General features: G+C 42.1%; 9 protein-coding genes, 2 tRNA genes and 3 rRNA genes. 4 read left to right on the top strand and 10 right to left on the bottom strand.

Annotation, left to right across the window (positions count from 1 at the left end; all coding sequences use genetic code 11):
* Positions 1 to 274: 274 nt before the first annotated feature.
* From rrf to AC4CVF_RS19815, 6 genes are all read right to left on the bottom strand, one after another.
* Positions 275 to 389: ribosomal RNA gene (gene rrf / locus AC4CVF_RS19840) — 5S ribosomal RNA — on the bottom strand.
* Positions 390 to 571: 182 nt separating this feature from the next.
* Positions 572 to 3,462, bottom strand: a 23S ribosomal RNA gene (locus AC4CVF_RS19835).
* Positions 3,463 to 3,798: 336 nt separating this feature from the next.
* Positions 3,799 to 3,874, bottom strand: a tRNA-Ala gene (locus AC4CVF_RS19830).
* 44 nt (positions 3,875 to 3,918) lie between these two features.
* Positions 3,919 to 3,995, bottom strand: a tRNA-Ile gene (locus tag AC4CVF_RS19825).
* 59 nt (positions 3,996 to 4,054) lie between these two features.
* Positions 4,055 to 5,593: ribosomal RNA gene (locus AC4CVF_RS19820) — 16S ribosomal RNA — on the bottom strand.
* The 16S, 23S and 5S rRNA genes sit together here with 2 tRNA genes alongside, the layout of an rRNA operon.
* Before the next feature lie 848 nt (positions 5,594 to 6,441).
* Positions 6,442 to 7,056, bottom strand: coding sequence for a TetR/AcrR family transcriptional regulator (locus tag AC4CVF_RS19815; protein ID WP_336953742.1), 615 nt, complete (start codon positions 7,054 to 7,056; stop codon positions 6,442 to 6,444).
* Positions 7,057 to 7,142: 86 nt separating this feature from the next.
* On the opposite strand from AC4CVF_RS19815, the gene AC4CVF_RS19810 reads away from it, so the two are divergent.
* Positions 7,143 to 8,351, top strand: coding sequence for an oxygenase MpaB family protein (locus AC4CVF_RS19810; protein WP_336953743.1), 1,209 nt, complete (start codon positions 7,143 to 7,145; stop codon positions 8,349 to 8,351).
* A gap of 116 nt (positions 8,352 to 8,467) precedes the next feature.
* Here AC4CVF_RS19810 and AC4CVF_RS19805 read toward each other — a convergent pair whose 3' ends face one another.
* The 4 genes from AC4CVF_RS19805 to def form a co-directional block, all read right to left on the bottom strand.
* Entirely contained in the window at positions 8,468 to 8,710 is a 243-nt protein-coding gene (locus tag AC4CVF_RS19805; RefSeq protein ID WP_056518382.1) for a hypothetical protein, read from the bottom strand.
* Positions 8,711 to 8,752: 42 nt separating this feature from the next.
* Positions 8,753 to 10,825, bottom strand: a complete 2,073-nt coding sequence (locus AC4CVF_RS19800; RefSeq protein ID WP_336953744.1) for a TonB-dependent copper receptor — start codon at positions 10,823 to 10,825, stop codon at positions 8,753 to 8,755.
* A gap of 70 nt (positions 10,826 to 10,895) precedes the next feature.
* Positions 10,896 to 11,402, bottom strand: a complete 507-nt coding sequence (locus tag AC4CVF_RS19795) for a DUF2946 domain-containing protein (RefSeq protein WP_490789867.1) — start codon at positions 11,400 to 11,402, stop codon at positions 10,896 to 10,898.
* Between the two features lie 69 nt (positions 11,403 to 11,471).
* Complete coding sequence (def, locus tag AC4CVF_RS19790) at positions 11,472 to 12,002, bottom strand: peptide deformylase (RefSeq protein WP_004723400.1); 531 nt, start codon at positions 12,000 to 12,002, stop codon at positions 11,472 to 11,474.
* Positions 12,003 to 12,125: 123 nt separating this feature from the next.
* Between def and AC4CVF_RS19785 the strand changes: the two genes are divergently transcribed.
* The 3 genes from AC4CVF_RS19785 to tsaC are packed head-to-tail and all read left to right on the top strand — an operon-like array spanning position 12,126 to position 15,044.
* On the top strand, positions 12,126 to 13,277 hold the full coding sequence (locus AC4CVF_RS19785; RefSeq protein ID WP_336953745.1) for a LysM peptidoglycan-binding domain-containing protein: 1,152 nt from the start codon (positions 12,126 to 12,128) through the stop codon (positions 13,275 to 13,277).
* A 23-nt stretch (positions 13,278 to 13,300) separates the two neighbouring features.
* Positions 13,301 to 14,428, top strand: a complete 1,128-nt coding sequence (gene dprA, locus AC4CVF_RS19780; protein ID WP_336953746.1) for a DNA-processing protein DprA — start codon at positions 13,301 to 13,303, stop codon at positions 14,426 to 14,428.
* 46 nt (positions 14,429 to 14,474) lie between these two features.
* Positions 14,475 to 15,044: an L-threonylcarbamoyladenylate synthase type 1 TsaC gene (gene tsaC, locus AC4CVF_RS19775; protein ID WP_336953747.1), complete on the top strand. Its 570-nt coding sequence runs from the start codon at positions 14,475 to 14,477 to the stop codon at positions 15,042 to 15,044.
* The last annotated feature ends 335 nt before the right edge of the window (positions 15,045 to 15,379 follow it).

Here is a 15,379-nt window from a genome sequence, read left to right as displayed (position 1 = left end):
ACAGGAAGTCTCATTGAGAATAAGAAAACACACAGGACGTGAGATTCGACAGGAGTCAAATCTAACACACCAATACGAAGAAAACCCCATCAGGATGATGGGGTTTTCTTTTTGCATTTACAAAAATGTATTAATTTTCAGTTGTTTATGCACTTTAATTCTTGTGCATATTTCTATTTACTTAATATGACTAGATCTCTTTTATTCCGATAATAAGCACTGCGCATAAAAAACACCCCGTTCTCGTTAGAGACCGGGGTGTTTTAGATTTAAAAGCTGGCGATGACTTACTCTCACATGGGTAACCCCACACTACCATCAGCGCTAAGAGGTTTCACTTCTGAGTTCGGGAAGGGATCAGGTGGTTCACTCTTGCTATTGTCGCCAGCAAACTGTTATGGACTTGTTCGGGTCTTATTTAAATGCCTTACTTCGTACCAAATGAGTTTAACAGAACATTTGAGTTGAATATTTTAACTAGCTTTACAACTAAATCAAGTATGTTTGATCTTTTATGAATCAAATGATGCTTACTTCTTTCGAAGTTCGTATACAACTGCTTGGGTGTTGTATAGTCAAGCCTCACGAGCAATTAGTATTGGTCAGCTTCATGCGTCACCGCACTTCCACATCCAACCTATCAACGTCGTAGTCTTCAACGGCTCTTTAGAGGACATAAAGTCCTAGGGAAATCTTATCTTGAGGTAGGCTTCCCGCTTAGATGCTTTCAGCGGTTATCCCTTCCGAACATAGCTACCCGGCGATGCGACTGGCGTCACAACCGGTACACCAGAGGTTCGTCCACTCTGGTCCTCTCGTACTAGGAGCAGATCCTCTCAAATTTCCAACGCCCACGGTAGATAGGGACCGAACTGTCTCACGACGTTCTAAACCCAGCTCGCGTACCTCTTTAAATGGCGAACAGCCATACCCTTGGGACCTGCTTCAGCCCCAGGATGAGATGAGCCGACATCGAGGTGCCAAACACCGCCGTCGATATGAACTCTTGGGCGGTATCAGCCTGTTATCCCCAGAGTACCTTTTATCCGTTGAGCGATGGCCCTTCCATACAGAACCACCGGATCACTAAGACCTACTTTCGTACCTGCTCGACTTGTGGGTCTCGCAGTTAAGCGCGCTTTTGCCTTTATACTCTACGCGTGATTTCCGACCACGCTGAGCGCACCTTCGTACTCCTCCGTTACTCTTTAGGAGGAGACCGCCCCAGTCAAACTACCCACCAGACATGGTCCTCGTCCCGGATAACGGGACAGAGTTAGAACCTCAATATTACCAGGGTGGTATTTCAAGGATGGCTCCATAGCAACTGGCGTCACTACTTCAAAGCCTCCCACCTATCCTACACAAGTAAGATCAAAGTTCAATGTCAAGCTGCAGTAAAGGTTCACGGGGTCTTTCCGTCTAGCCGCGGGTACACCGCATCTTCACGGCGAATTCGATTTCACTGAGTCTCTGCTGGAGACAGCGCCCCCATCATTATGCCATTCGTGCAGGTCGGAACTTACCCGACAAGGAATTTCGCTACCTTAGGACCGTTATAGTTACGGCCGCCGTTTACTGGGGCTTCGATCAAGAGCTTCGCTTACGCTAACCCCATCAATTAACCTTCCAGCACCGGGCAGGCATCACACCCTATACGTCCACTTTCGTGTTTGCAGAGTGCTATGTTTTTAATAAACAGTTGCAGGGGCCTGGTTTCTGTGGCTGCCAATAGCTCAAGGAGCAAGTCCTATCACCGTCAGCAGCGTACCTTCTCCCGAAGTTACGGTACCATTTTGCCTAGTTCCTTCAGCAGAGTTCTCTCAAGCGCTTTGGTCTACTCGACCTGACCACCTGTGTCGGTTTCGGGTACGATTCCTGTGTAACTGAAGCTTAGAGACTTTTCCTGGAAGCATAGTATCAGCCACTTCGCTAGTAAACTAGCTTGCTATCAGCTCTCAGCATAGAGCACCCCGGATTTGCCTAAGATGCATGCCTACTGCCTTTCACCTGGACAACCAACGCCAGGCTGACTTAACTTTCTCCGTCCTCTCATCGCATTACACAGAAGTATTGGAATATTAACCAATTTCCCATCGACTACGCCTCTCGGCCTCGCCTTAGGGGTCGACTCACCCAGCCCCGATTAACGTTGGACTGGAACCCTTGGTCTTTCAGCGTGCGAGTTTTTCACTCGCATTGTCGTTACTCACGTCAGCATTCGCACTTCTGATACCTCCAGCATACTTCTCAATACACCTTCATCGGCTTACAGAACGCTCCCCTACCACGTATACTAAGTATACATCCGCAGCTTCGGCATATAGTTTTAGCCCCGTTACATCTTCCGCGCAGGCCGACTCGACTAGTGAGCTATTACGCTTTCTTTAAAGGGTGGCTGCTTCTAAGCCAACCTCCTAGCTGTCTATGCCTTCCCACATCGTTTCCCACTTAACTATAATTTTGGGGCCTTAGCTGGCGGTCTGGATTGTTTTCCTCTTGACTACGGACGTTAGCACCCGCAGTCTGTCTCCCGGATAGTACTCATAGGTATTCGGAGTTTGCATCGGTTTGGTAAGTCGGGATAACCCCCTAGCCGAAACAGTGCTCTACCCCCTATGGTATTCGTCCGAGGCGCTACCTAAATAGCTTTCGGGGAGAACCAGCTATCACCGAGTTTGATTAGCCTTTCACCCCTATCCACAAGTCATCCCCTGGCTTTTCAACGACAGTGGGTTCGGTCCTCCAGTTAGTGTTACCCAACCTTCAACCTGCTCATGGATAGATCACCCGGTTTCGGGTCTATACCCAGCAACTAAACGCCCTATTAAGACTCGATTTCTCTACGGCTCCCCTATACGGTTAACCTTGCTACTGAATATAAGTCGCTGACCCATTATACAAAAGGTACGCAGTCACCGAACAAGTCGGCTCCCACTGCTTGTATGCATGCGGTTTCAGGTTCTATTTCACTCCCCTCACAGGGGTTCTTTTCGCCTTTCCCTCACGGTACTGGTTCACTATCGGTCAGTCAGGAGTATTTAGCCTTGGAGGATGGTCCCCCCATATTCAGACAAGGTTTCACGTGCCTCGCCCTACTCGTCATCATTATATGTGCCCTTTCGTGTACGGGACTATCACCCTCTACGGTAGCACTTCCCAGAGCTTTCCGCTAAAACACATATAACTTAATGGGCTGATCCCCGTTCGCTCGCCGCTACTGAGGGAATCTCAATTGATTTCTTTTCCTAAGGGTACTGAGATGTTTCACTTCCCCTCGTTCGCCTCGCATGACTATGTATTCATCATGCGATACCTACCTTATGGTAAGTGGGTTTCCCCATTCAGAAATCTCCGGATCACAGGATATTTGCCGCCTCCCCGAAGCTTATCGCAGGCTATTACGTCTTTCATCGCCTCTGACTGCCAAGGCATCCACCACATGCACTTAATTACTTGACTATACAACCCCAAACAGTCGCTAATCCCTACAAGGAGGATCAACAATGTGGATTCAACCACTTCTATTTGTTGCCTGTGAACTTAATCACTATACAGCTTCAATTTAATTCATATACCAAAACGCTTGATTCAGTTTTATCGCTAGTTCTCATTTCATTCAATATTAACAATTGCTTGCTAACATCAACTAAAACGAGTTAAACAATTATTTCAACTCAAATATATTCTGTTAATGATTCACTACCGCCTCGTCAGCGAGTAGTTAACTGTGATAAATCACAGAACTTAATAAGCTATCGGCTTACTAAGTTCTGTAATCACTTAGTCTGTAATTAGTGGTGGAGACTAACGGAGTCGAACCGTTGACCTCCTGCGTGCAAAGCAGGCGCTCTACCAACTAAGCTAAGTCCCCAGCTTAAGATCTTAATATATCTGCTCTTCTGTGTTCAGTAGACTTGGTGGGTCTGACAAGACTTGAACTTGTGACCCCACGCTTATCAAGCGTGTGCTCTAACCAACTGAGCTACAGACCCTCAGATACATCAATGAAGAACAACTTGTTGTGGATTCTTACCAATCGTCAATCTTTCGTTAAGGAGGTGATCCAGCCGCAGGTTCCCCTACGGCTACCTTGTTACGACTTCACCCCAGTCATCGGCCACACCGTGGTAAGCGTCCTCCTTACGGTTAGACTACCTACTTCTGGTGCAACAAACTCCCATGGTGTGACGGGCGGTGTGTACAAGGCCCGGGAACGTATTCACCGCGGCATTCTGATCCGCGATTACTAGCGATTCCGACTTCATGGAGTCGAGTTGCAGACTCCAATCCGGACTACGATCGGCTTTTTGAGATTAGCATCCTATCGCTAGGTAGCAACCCTTTGTACCGACCATTGTAGCACGTGTGTAGCCCTGGTCGTAAGGGCCATGATGACTTGACGTCGTCCCCGCCTTCCTCCAGTTTGTCACTGGCAGTATCCTTAAAGTTCCCACCCGAAGTGCTGGCAAATAAGGAAAAGGGTTGCGCTCGTTGCGGGACTTAACCCAACATCTCACGACACGAGCTGACGACAGCCATGCAGCACCTGTATGTAAGTTCCCGAAGGCACCAATCCATCTCTGGAAAGTTCTTACTATGTCAAGACCAGGTAAGGTTCTTCGCGTTGCATCGAATTAAACCACATGCTCCACCGCTTGTGCGGGCCCCCGTCAATTCATTTGAGTTTTAGTCTTGCGACCGTACTCCCCAGGCGGTCTACTTATCGCGTTAGCTGCGCCACTAAAGCCTCAAAGGCCCCAACGGCTAGTAGACATCGTTTACGGCATGGACTACCAGGGTATCTAATCCTGTTTGCTCCCCATGCTTTCGTACCTCAGCGTCAGTATTAGGCCAGATGGCTGCCTTCGCCATCGGTATTCCTCCAGATCTCTACGCATTTCACCGCTACACCTGGAATTCTACCATCCTCTCCCATACTCTAGCTTCCCAGTATCGAATGCAATTCCCAAGTTAAGCTCGGGGATTTCACATCCGACTTAAAAAGCCGCCTACGCACGCTTTACGCCCAGTAAATCCGATTAACGCTCGCACCCTCTGTATTACCGCGGCTGCTGGCACAGAGTTAGCCGGTGCTTATTCTGCGAGTAACGTCCACTCATCCTAGGTATTAACTAGAAGAGCCTCCTCCTCGCTTAAAGTGCTTTACAACCATAAGGCCTTCTTCACACACGCGGCATGGCTGGATCAGGGTTCCCCCCATTGTCCAATATTCCCCACTGCTGCCTCCCGTAGGAGTCTGGGCCGTGTCTCAGTCCCAGTGTGGCGGATCATCCTCTCAGACCCGCTACAGATCGTCGCCTTGGTAGGCCTTTACCCCACCAACTAGCTAATCCGACTTAGGCTCATCTATTAACGCAAGGTCACAAGTGATCCCCTGCTTTCCCCCGTAGGGCGTATGCGGTATTAGCATCCCTTTCGAGATGTTGTCCCCCATTAATAGGCAGATTCCTAAGTATTACTCACCCGTCCGCCGCTAGGTCAATTACCGAAGTAATCTCCCCCGCTCGACTTGCATGTGTTAAGCCTGCCGCCAGCGTTCAATCTGAGCCATGATCAAACTCTTCAGTTAAAAATCATTAGTGACTTAAGGTCACAATTCTGGCTCATCAATGTTCTGACAAATTCTCTCAAATAAACTTCGAGTAATTTAAACCAATCAATCAATGATAATATTTCGATCAATCAATTAGTAAAAATCCACACAAGTTGTTCTTCATATTCTCTTAATGATCTTCTCAATGCTTCGTCAGCATCAAGCTAGGTCGGCTATACTACTCTCTATCTCTAAAAAGTCAATCTATAATGTTAATTATTTTTTCTAACAAACCCAACTCTAACCTCATCTTAAAATCTCAATTCGAAATCTCAACAACTTAATCAAGTGCCTGATTTATCAGAAGTTTTATTTAACATCACCGCCGATGGATGTGCATTCTACAGCATTAACAATCCAACACAACCCCTTTTTTTAATTATTTTTCATTTTTTCTATCACTTGCTTATTTATTCCTCTAAAACAGCACTTTTTCTTTAAAAATCTGCTTTTTTGCATAAAAACACAGCAATAAAAAAACCAATACCCCCATCATATATTCGCTAAAACAAGTAAAACGGCCTCTTGTATGCCCCTAGCATTGTTATAAATACAATTTAATAGAGATACGGCGATTAAAATCTATATAAGGAAATAGATCAGTTTTATTATTAAATAGAAGCATCCAACAATTCCCGATAAATAGATCAATGTTCTGCCCCAACTCAAACAATTAGACTCGCTAAAACCAACACTATAAAACTCACTCTATAAAACCAACTCTATAAAATGGGTTCTATAAAACCAAGCTTTAGTTGTATTTGGATGTATGTCTATATAGATCAAGTACAATCTATGGATCCTTACCACCATTAAAGACTATCTTAAAGCGGATTGGGGCTGGCGCCTTGCTCTAAATAAGCCAGAATCATCAAAGTTAATTCTTTTTTGAGCTGCTGTTCTGAAATTAGAAAATTATTATGACTGACATAACGCATCATTGTAAAAAGCGTACTATTGATAATCACAAAGGATTTATTTTTAAGTACTTCAAAACTCCAATGATTAAAAAAACGGCTAAATACATACAATCCCACTTCATAGAAATGCTTTTCTAGCACTTTTGCTGCTTCTGAATTGTTATAACCATGCCAATGTTTCAACACTTCAATAAAAAAACCACCATCAGCTTTCATCATGTCAAAACCGAATTGAATACTAAGTGGAATAATTTCTTCTAAGCTCAATCCTTCTTGGCTAATCGCAATGTGTTTCAGTGCAAGCCCCAACTGCTCACTTTTACGACTTAAAAGCTCCTGAATAATTTCTTCTTTGTTGCCAAAATACTGATAGATAGAACCAACACTGACACCTGATTTTTCTGAAATTTTGGGTGTGGTGACATTGATTAAGCCATATTCAGCAACACATAATTGAGTTGCTTCCAAGATACTATCTACGACATTTCGAGCACGTTGTTGTTGTGGTTGTTTTCTCATCTTGCGGTTTACTCCAAAATGCGAATTGAATGCGAATAATTATTCATATTAGAGTTTGACTAAACAATAATCAGGTCATGCTCAAAATGCAAACATTAATTAAGCCACAACGCCTTGCCTCATTTGAGACCATGGCACAAACAAATATGAAGTCTAAGCTTTTTTATTATTTTACAGACCAGCAGCTACAACCCAGTTATGACGAATATCTTTCACTCAATCGTGCCTTACAGACTGGTGATATCGCGATGGATAAAGTTATGGATTGGGTAATGACTAATCCAAGACAAAATAGAAAACTTTTTGAAACAGCCCTGTATCAAGGTTTGGATAAACTTCCCAATGATATCCCTGAATTAACTGATTTTTTTAAAATGGTTGAACAAGCGCCGACTTGGCTTGATCCAGCTAAAATTGAAACGGCAATCAAATTTACCCATCGCTTAGGGACAAATGGCACTTTTATTTTACGCGATGTGGCTTTAATGACGGGTTATCAATACCCAGGTTTTAATCAACCGTTAATTATGACGGGTGCTTTACATAAATATGCGGGGAAACGCTTAGCTGAAACCCACAAATGGTGGCTTGATGTCAATCAACAAGATAGTTTCTCTCGTTTTAATAATGGTTTTACTTCAACCATTTATGTGCGTTTTATTCATTCGCTGGTACGGCATCAACTCAATAAATCCAAAGACTGGGATAACGATATTTGGGGAGCGCCGATCAATCAATATGATCAAGCCATGACCAATATCGCATTTAGTGCGGTGTTACTTCTCGGTGTCAGAGCCATTGGTATTTTTCCAAGCAAAATCGAATCAGAAGCCATCATGCATTTTTGGAAATATACAGGCTGGCTAATGGGAGTAGATGAAAAATGGCTAGTCAGCAAAGAGTCTGACGCATGGAAACTACTGCAATGGATGAATTATGCCCACCCCAAGGCCGATGAAAGTAGCAAAGCTTTAGCCATCAGCTTATCCAAAGAGCCTTTTGAACGACATTACAAACACTTCAATTCCTTTTTGCAAAAAAAGGCCTATCAAAATCATTTGGATATTACTCAGTTTTTTATTGGGCAACGTAAAATGAAAAACCTAGGACTCAAGCCACGTACTTTGGCTTGGTATCCGCTTTATTTAATTGCAAAAAACACCCTGCTCTACCGTGGTGCTAAACATATCGACAAACTGGATCAATATTTGCAACAGAATGGTCGTGCAGAACAAGAATATGCACTCAAACTTTATCAAAATGCGGGGAAACAGTTAGCGAGTATGCATCAGTAAGATCTATCCAGCAAACGCACTTTATCATCAAATAGAAACACTCGAAAAAACAAGGGGAAGCCAATTGGCCTCCCCTTGTTTCACATTACATGACTTCGCGTCACATTACCCATTCATCAATGAGAATGTGTTGCTTCAGAAGCCGAATGATCCATGTTTGGCATACTTTCATGACTCATCTTAGACATATCATGTTGCTGAGCTGCATTCTGTTTTTGGCTTGGCATATAGTCAGGCTCGTTGGTAATCGCCAAATAGAAGATTCCCATAAAAATACAGCTTAAAATAATTGCGATTATCAGCAATTTCCATCCCCAAAACGATTTTTCAGGTGACAACTTATTACTGTCATTACTCATAGAACATCCTCATATTTCTGTAAAAATTCAGTTTTAAATCAATTAAAATTTCATGCTAATACGAGCCCAATAATTACGCCCTGTATTATTAAATTGTTGAGTACCGACTTGACCATCCGCACCTACACCCAATTTGTTTAAATGCTCGGTATAGGTTTTATCTAAGACATTGTCGACACCAACAGCAAGATTTAGATCTTTTTGAATGTTATATGACGCATTCAATGCCAAGGTGGTAAAGCTTTTACTTTCACCAGTGTCGTAACCGACAATATTACCTTGATTTAAGCTAATACGATCTTGTTTCGCCACTGCACGCCATAATAAACCTAAAGAATATTTATCTTGAACATAACGTAAATTCAAACGACCTTCTAAAGGCGCAATTTGTGGCAATGGTTTATGTGTATCAGTATTTTCGCCCCATGCATACATTGCACTTAAATCCGCTTGAATCGCATCAGTAAATTGATAACCGATCCCCGCTTCAGCACCCGCGATAGTTGCATCGACATTTTTTGCCCCAGCACTGAATGAAGAACCGTGATCATGCCCACCCATTCCAGCTTTTGGATGATTATGATAACTCAATAAAATAAAGTCATTAATCAGCCCTGCATATGCTGATGTCCATACACTCAATGCATCATGTTGGTATTGATAACCGAGATCCAACTGTAAAGTTTTTTCAGTATTTAGATCATTAAACGTCGGTTTAGACATACCAGTATTACCATGTGCAGTACTGAATAGCTCCCAATAATCTGGAACCCGTTCCACATAACCTAAACCAATATAAGATTTGGCATTATGTTCAGGATATTGATTTTCTAAACGAATAAATGCACTTGGCAAAGTTTCTTTACGTTGATCATTCAGTTTTAATGCATCAATTTTAACTTGATCAATTCGTGCACCTGTCACCAATTTATAAGCATCATTGAATCGATAGGTCATTTCTCCGAAAGCACCATAAGATTGGAAGCGCATATCCTCTCTAAATGCAACATTCATGGATGGCATGGTGGGTGATGACATACTGCCACCATGTTTGTTCAGCTGAGAATCCACCCCAGTAATTAAACTGAGCTTATCCCATTCACTGGTCATGGCTAAACGACTATTTAAAGTACGGCGTGTCACCTGCATTGCCATTGGATTCGACACCATTTGATGTGTATTCATATCATGTGTCATTGGTGGAGTACGTAAACTAAAGTTATCCATAATATGGTCGTTATAACTATAGTCCACTTGCCCTTCGAGTTTTTTAATCACAGGGCTTAAATTCTTCTTTTCAACACGTAAGCCTAAGCTTTCACGTGCAAATTGAGAACCATCCATGGTTCGGCCTGCGTATTCAGCCTCACCATCGGCTTTACCACCTGTCAGTTCAACCCATGTATCTTCATCGGGTGTCCAGCCTAAGGCTAAATCAGTATTCCAGCGTTCCCAAGAAGAAGGTACTTTGTTGCCATCACCATCCTCATAGCTGTTTGACTCAGAACGATTGGCATTGATACGCATATACTTTTTACTGTCACCTACAACAGCTTCAATATTGTGATCCAAACGTCCAAAAGAACCGGCTAAAACACTGGCTTGACCTTGATAATTTTTATCATCTGTTAAGGTTGGTTTTTGACGTTCAAAAATCACCGTGGCTGCTGAACCTGTATTGGCATATTGGACTGTCTGAGGCCCTTTTACCACCGAAATACGGTCAAAACTTTCAGGTTGAATATACGATGTAGGTGCATCCATGCGTGCAGGACATGCACCTAAATTTTCGGTACCATCTGTTAAAATTTTAATCCGTGAACCAAACATGCCGCGGAATGTGACATCTCCATTGGTTCCACCGCTTTTAATCGAATTAAAGCCTGCAATACTTTGCAAATAATCAGCACCATCTGTGGCAGGTACAGGTTGAATCGGCTGTTTTGGATCAGCATGAATAATCAAACCATTGGCATCATTATTTAACTGTGCTGTAACCACGATTGGAGCAAGTTGAGCTGCATGTTCCTGATCGTGTGCAAACGTCGCTGTAGAATAACAAGCAACACAAACCGCAGCCGCTAAAGGCTGTAAAAAGAATTGAGGTTGAGCCATTTTCTTTCTCTTAAATCATAAATTAAACAAGGCTGGAGTCAATGAAGACCCTAAAAATTAAGTTTTTGATTTATGCGAAAAGTGGCGGGGCTCGCCCTTGAGGAAGTAAAAATAAACGTTGCAATACAAAATAGACATGTCGAAATGCTTTTTGAAATGCAACCAGTCGCACTTGAATACGATCTAATATTTCTTTGACTTCAAGTTCAGGAGGTAAAACTAAATTGCCATAGACTGTACAGTATTGGCACTGGTGACCCGCGTCATGGTGATGTGAACTTGGTTGCTCTGGCGCTGCATGCTCAGCATGGGCCAATAGATGGTCATGACTGGCAACTTCATGTGCAGAAGATACAGATTGATGTTGATGATGAGTGCTATGTTGATGCTTTTCGTAGAAATGACTTTGTACTAAAGCTTGAGTAATAGTTTCACAGACCGGCGCAATTTGATATTGCTTCGGTAGCAAAGGCTGTAAAAATACAGCAATCTGTAAAAAAACTGCGGTAAAACCGAGCAGTAAACCTATTCTCAACAAAACGTTCGTCTCAACATTTTTCGAGCCAGAGTATAACAAAGCCCAAACAAAATTGGGCTTTGTATTGCAGGAAAATTTTAAAAGTTTTTAAAATTCAACTGACTCAGATCAACGTTTTGCTGGAACTTTTTGCTTTTCACGCTGACGGACCACTTTTTCCACTTTTTCACGCGCACGTTGACGCTTTAAAGGGGATAAGTAATCCACAAATAATTTACCGTTTAAGTGATCCATTTCATGTTGAATACATACCGCCAATAGATCATCCGCTTCGACTTCAAAAGCTTGACCTTCAAGGTTAATTGCTTCAATTTTAACTCGTGACGGACGCTCAACTTTATCGTATATTTGAGGAACAGAAAGACAGCCTTCCTCATAAGATAAGGTTTCTTCTGTAAGCGGTGTTATTTTGGGGTTAATGAACACCATAGGTTGGTCTTTGTCTTCAGACAGATCCATTACGATAAGCTGAATATGCTGATCGACCTGTGTAGCAGCCAGACCAATACCTGGCGCTTCATACATGGTTTCAAACATGTCTGCTGCTAACTGGCGAATTTCATCAGTTACCACATCGACAGGTTTTGCAATGGTGCGTAAACGGGGATCAGGAAAACTTAAAATAGGTAATAAGGCCATACTGTACCCTCTGTTGCTATGCCATTGATCTTAAAACTAAATGAAGAATATGCTTCATTAAAAAAATGTGTGTAATATGCGTATTATAACGCATATAGAGACATAATTTTAGGAATTATGATAATGAAAAAGGTTTTAACTGGCATAACGAACTTTCATGCCAAGGGGTTCAAGAAACAATTACTTGCTGTGACACTATGTTTAAGTGCAGGATTCACTTACATGGAAACGACACACGCAAGTCCAAACACCAATCCACCTGCACTGAAATCCAGCGCACCCAATGTCTATGTGGTGAAACGTGGTGATACGTTATGGGATATTGCGGGGAAATTTTTAAGCAAGCCTTGGCGCTGGCCTGAAATCTGGGCAAGCAATAAGCATGTTAAAAATCCACATTGGATTTATCCTGGCGATAAATTATTGTTGTGTACTCTAGATGGTCGCCCACTGATTGGTGTAGATGAAGGTGATGGTTGTGATGGAATTATCCGTCGTCATCAAGGTGGGACATCTTTACGCCCTCAAATACGCGTTGAATCCTTAAATAATGCGATTTCAGTGATTCCATTATCAGATATTCAACCGTGGTTAGAACACAGTATTGTAGTCAATCCTGAATCTTTACAGAACATTCCTTATACCATCGGTGCTGCTGATAATCGTGTGATTACGGGTGCAGGACAAACCGTTTATGCGCGTGGAAATGGCTTAGTCGTGGGTCAACGTTATGGGATCTATCGTGAAGGCAAACCTTATACTTTCCTCAATGCTGAAGGAAAAAAGTTTAATGCGGGCATGGAATTAACTGAGGTTGCTTCTGCAACTGCGGCGGCTGGTGAAAATGATGTCACCACCCTTGAGTTAACCAAAAGTTATAATGCTGAAGTGCGTAAGGGCGATTATGTCCTGCCAAGCTATGATGCCGAATTACCAAGTTTGTTCTATCCAACCACCACCAATGAAGTCACCAGTGGCGGTAAAGTGGTTCGTGTACAAGGTTCAATTGGTACAGCAGCGCAATATAGTGTAGTCACCATTGACCGTGGGAGCTTACAAGGTGCTAAACCTGGACAGGTCTTTAGTATTTACCAACAAGGTGAAACAGTCCGTGACCCAAAAACCAAAGAGTCGGTGAAGCTACCAAGTCAAAAAATTGGTACACTGATGATCTTTAAGAGTTTTGATCACCTCAGCTATGCCTATATTTTGGAAAGTAATTTACCTATTAAAATGGGTGCTGAAATTAAACCGCCTGCAATTGCAGACAATTAAGTTTTTCATGATGTGATTTAAATATGTTGAAGCAAATATCCAATGACCAATATGATGCCATCAGACTTTGGTATTTGGTTCAACATTCGCTCAGCGCTTTTCGTAAATTAGAAACACATTTTGGTTCCATCGTAAAAGCACTGCAACCTGAAAATTTAAACCGCTGGTCTGAAGCTAAAATTCATAAAAACCATCTTGAAAGAGCCAAGGAATTTCTCACTGCGCTTGGGCAATCCAAATTTCAAGTTTGCTTCGATAAAATTCAACAGCATACTGATTTTATTCTTTTAGATACTGATCCTCATTACCCTCAACAACTTTTGCCTTATCATGATCATCCCCCTATTCTGTTTGGTAAAGGTTCATTCCAAAATCTAAGTCAACCACAAATCGCCATAGTAGGTAGTCGAAAGGCCAGTCCTCATGGAAAACAAGTGGCTTATGATTTTGCTTACTATCTGAGTGAAAAAGGCTTTTTTATTACCAGTGGTTTAGCGTTGGGAATAGATGAAGCTGCACACATGGGTGGACTAAAACATCATCGAACTATTGCTGTGATCGGTACAGGCTTAGATCTGGTTTATCCGAGCCAAAATAGACAGTTACAAGAGCAAATTTTGCAACATGCAGGAACAATCCTAACTGAATACTTACCAGAAACTCAGCCTATTCAACGAAACTTTCCTTATCGTAATCGAATCGTGAGTGGTTTAAGCTTAGGTGTTGTTGTCGCAGAAGCCCAACTCGGCAGTGGTTCACTGATTACGGCGCAAGCCGCCGCCGAACAAGGCAAAGTGATTTTCGCAATTCCTGGGCATATTTATGGAGAACATCATCAAGGATGTCATCAACTCATTCGTGAAGGTGCTATTCTGGTCGACCATCCAGAACAGATTGTTGAAGATCTAGCACTTCCAACCCAATGGCACTGCGCACAACAACCTGAATCCCAATCCCCAATGCCACAAATTCCTGAGCATTTATTTAACCTATATCAGTTGCTGGATTGGATTGGACAAGATTTAGATACCCTCGCTCAAAGTTCAAATTTAAAAATAGCACAACTCACAAGCGATCTCATGGAATTAGAACTTCTGGGTCACTGTATTCAACAATCTGGGCTGTACTTACGTTGCCGAGTCAGTTATTAAGGTTCACAATAGTAGTTTATTCTACGAAATGGCAAGGTAAACATAGATGATTACAACCTCAGTTGCTGAAGCTGCACAAATTCTTCAACAAGGTAAAGTCTTGGCTTATCCAACAGAGGCAGTATGGGGGTTAGGCTGTGATCCTTTCAATGAACAGGCTTTTTTAGAAATTTTAAGGCTTAAACAACGCCCTATAGAGAAAGGTGTCATTTTATTGGCAGGACAACTCTCACAAGTTGAGCATCTATTGACAGAAATTGACCCTATTATTCGTGAACAAATCATTCAATCATGGACACAACGCTCTAGAGCAGAACGTGCAACAACTTGGCTACTTCCAGCTGATGATAAAATTCCACAATGGATTAAAGGCAAGCATGCTCAGGTCGCAGTTCGTGTAACCAATCATCCTTTGTGTATTGCCTTATGTAATGCCTTTAATGGTTTTATTGTGTCGACCAGTGCAAATTCGGCAGGTTTGGAACCTGCAAGGTCTTTACAACAAGCCAGTCAATATTTTGGTTCTGAATTGAATTATTTAAATGGTGATCTTGGTTTAAGTGGCGAGCCAAGTAAAATAATCGATGCATGCACTGCACAAGTGATTCGCGCTTAAACACTTTAAAATATCACTCAATCATGAGTTTAAATATTGCCAATAAAAAAGCAAAAAAAAACTCAGCCACATATAGGGTTGGCTGAGTATAAAAAAGGATGCGTTAAACACATCCAGAGGGTATGAAAAATTCAGTGTAGAACAATTTAATTAAGAAATTCTTAATTCGCTACGATGAAAATATTATCCTATAATTTTTTTTTGAATACAAATATATTCTTCTGAGCAATATCTGTTCATTTTAGTGAATTGCAAATAACGTCAATTTCAATAATAAAACTAAGTGTTTAAATTTGTTTTATTATTTGCATTTTCAATAGATAAATCACTAATTA

The organism is Acinetobacter sp. LipI_19 (genome assembly GCF_058242925.1).
Note: the sequence above shows the minus strand (reverse complement) of the source record. Positions and strands in the feature narration are given on the sequence as shown.

What these genes read in the sequence shown, in the direction of transcription:
- AC4CVF_RS19815 (WP_336953742.1), bottom strand. Translation starts at nt 7,056, where the DNA reads ATGAGAAAACAACCACAACAACAACGTGCTCGAAATGTCGTAGATAGT.
- AC4CVF_RS19810 (WP_336953743.1), top strand. Translation starts at nt 7,143, where the DNA reads ATGCAAACATTAATTAAGCCACAACGCCTTGCCTCATTTGAGACCATG.
- AC4CVF_RS19805 (WP_056518382.1), bottom strand. Translation starts at nt 8,710, where the DNA reads ATGAGTAATGACAGTAATAAGTTGTCACCTGAAAAATCGTTTTGGGGA.
- AC4CVF_RS19800 (WP_336953744.1), bottom strand. Translation starts at nt 10,825, where the DNA reads ATGGCTCAACCTCAATTCTTTTTACAGCCTTTAGCGGCTGCGGTTTGT.
- def (WP_004723400.1), bottom strand. Translation starts at nt 12,002, where the DNA reads ATGGCCTTATTACCTATTTTAAGTTTTCCTGATCCCCGTTTACGCACC.
- AC4CVF_RS19785 (WP_336953745.1), top strand. Translation starts at nt 12,126, where the DNA reads ATGAAAAAGGTTTTAACTGGCATAACGAACTTTCATGCCAAGGGGTTC.
- dprA (WP_336953746.1), top strand. Translation starts at nt 13,301, where the DNA reads ATGTTGAAGCAAATATCCAATGACCAATATGATGCCATCAGACTTTGG.
- tsaC (WP_336953747.1), top strand. Translation starts at nt 14,475, where the DNA reads ATGATTACAACCTCAGTTGCTGAAGCTGCACAAATTCTTCAACAAGGT.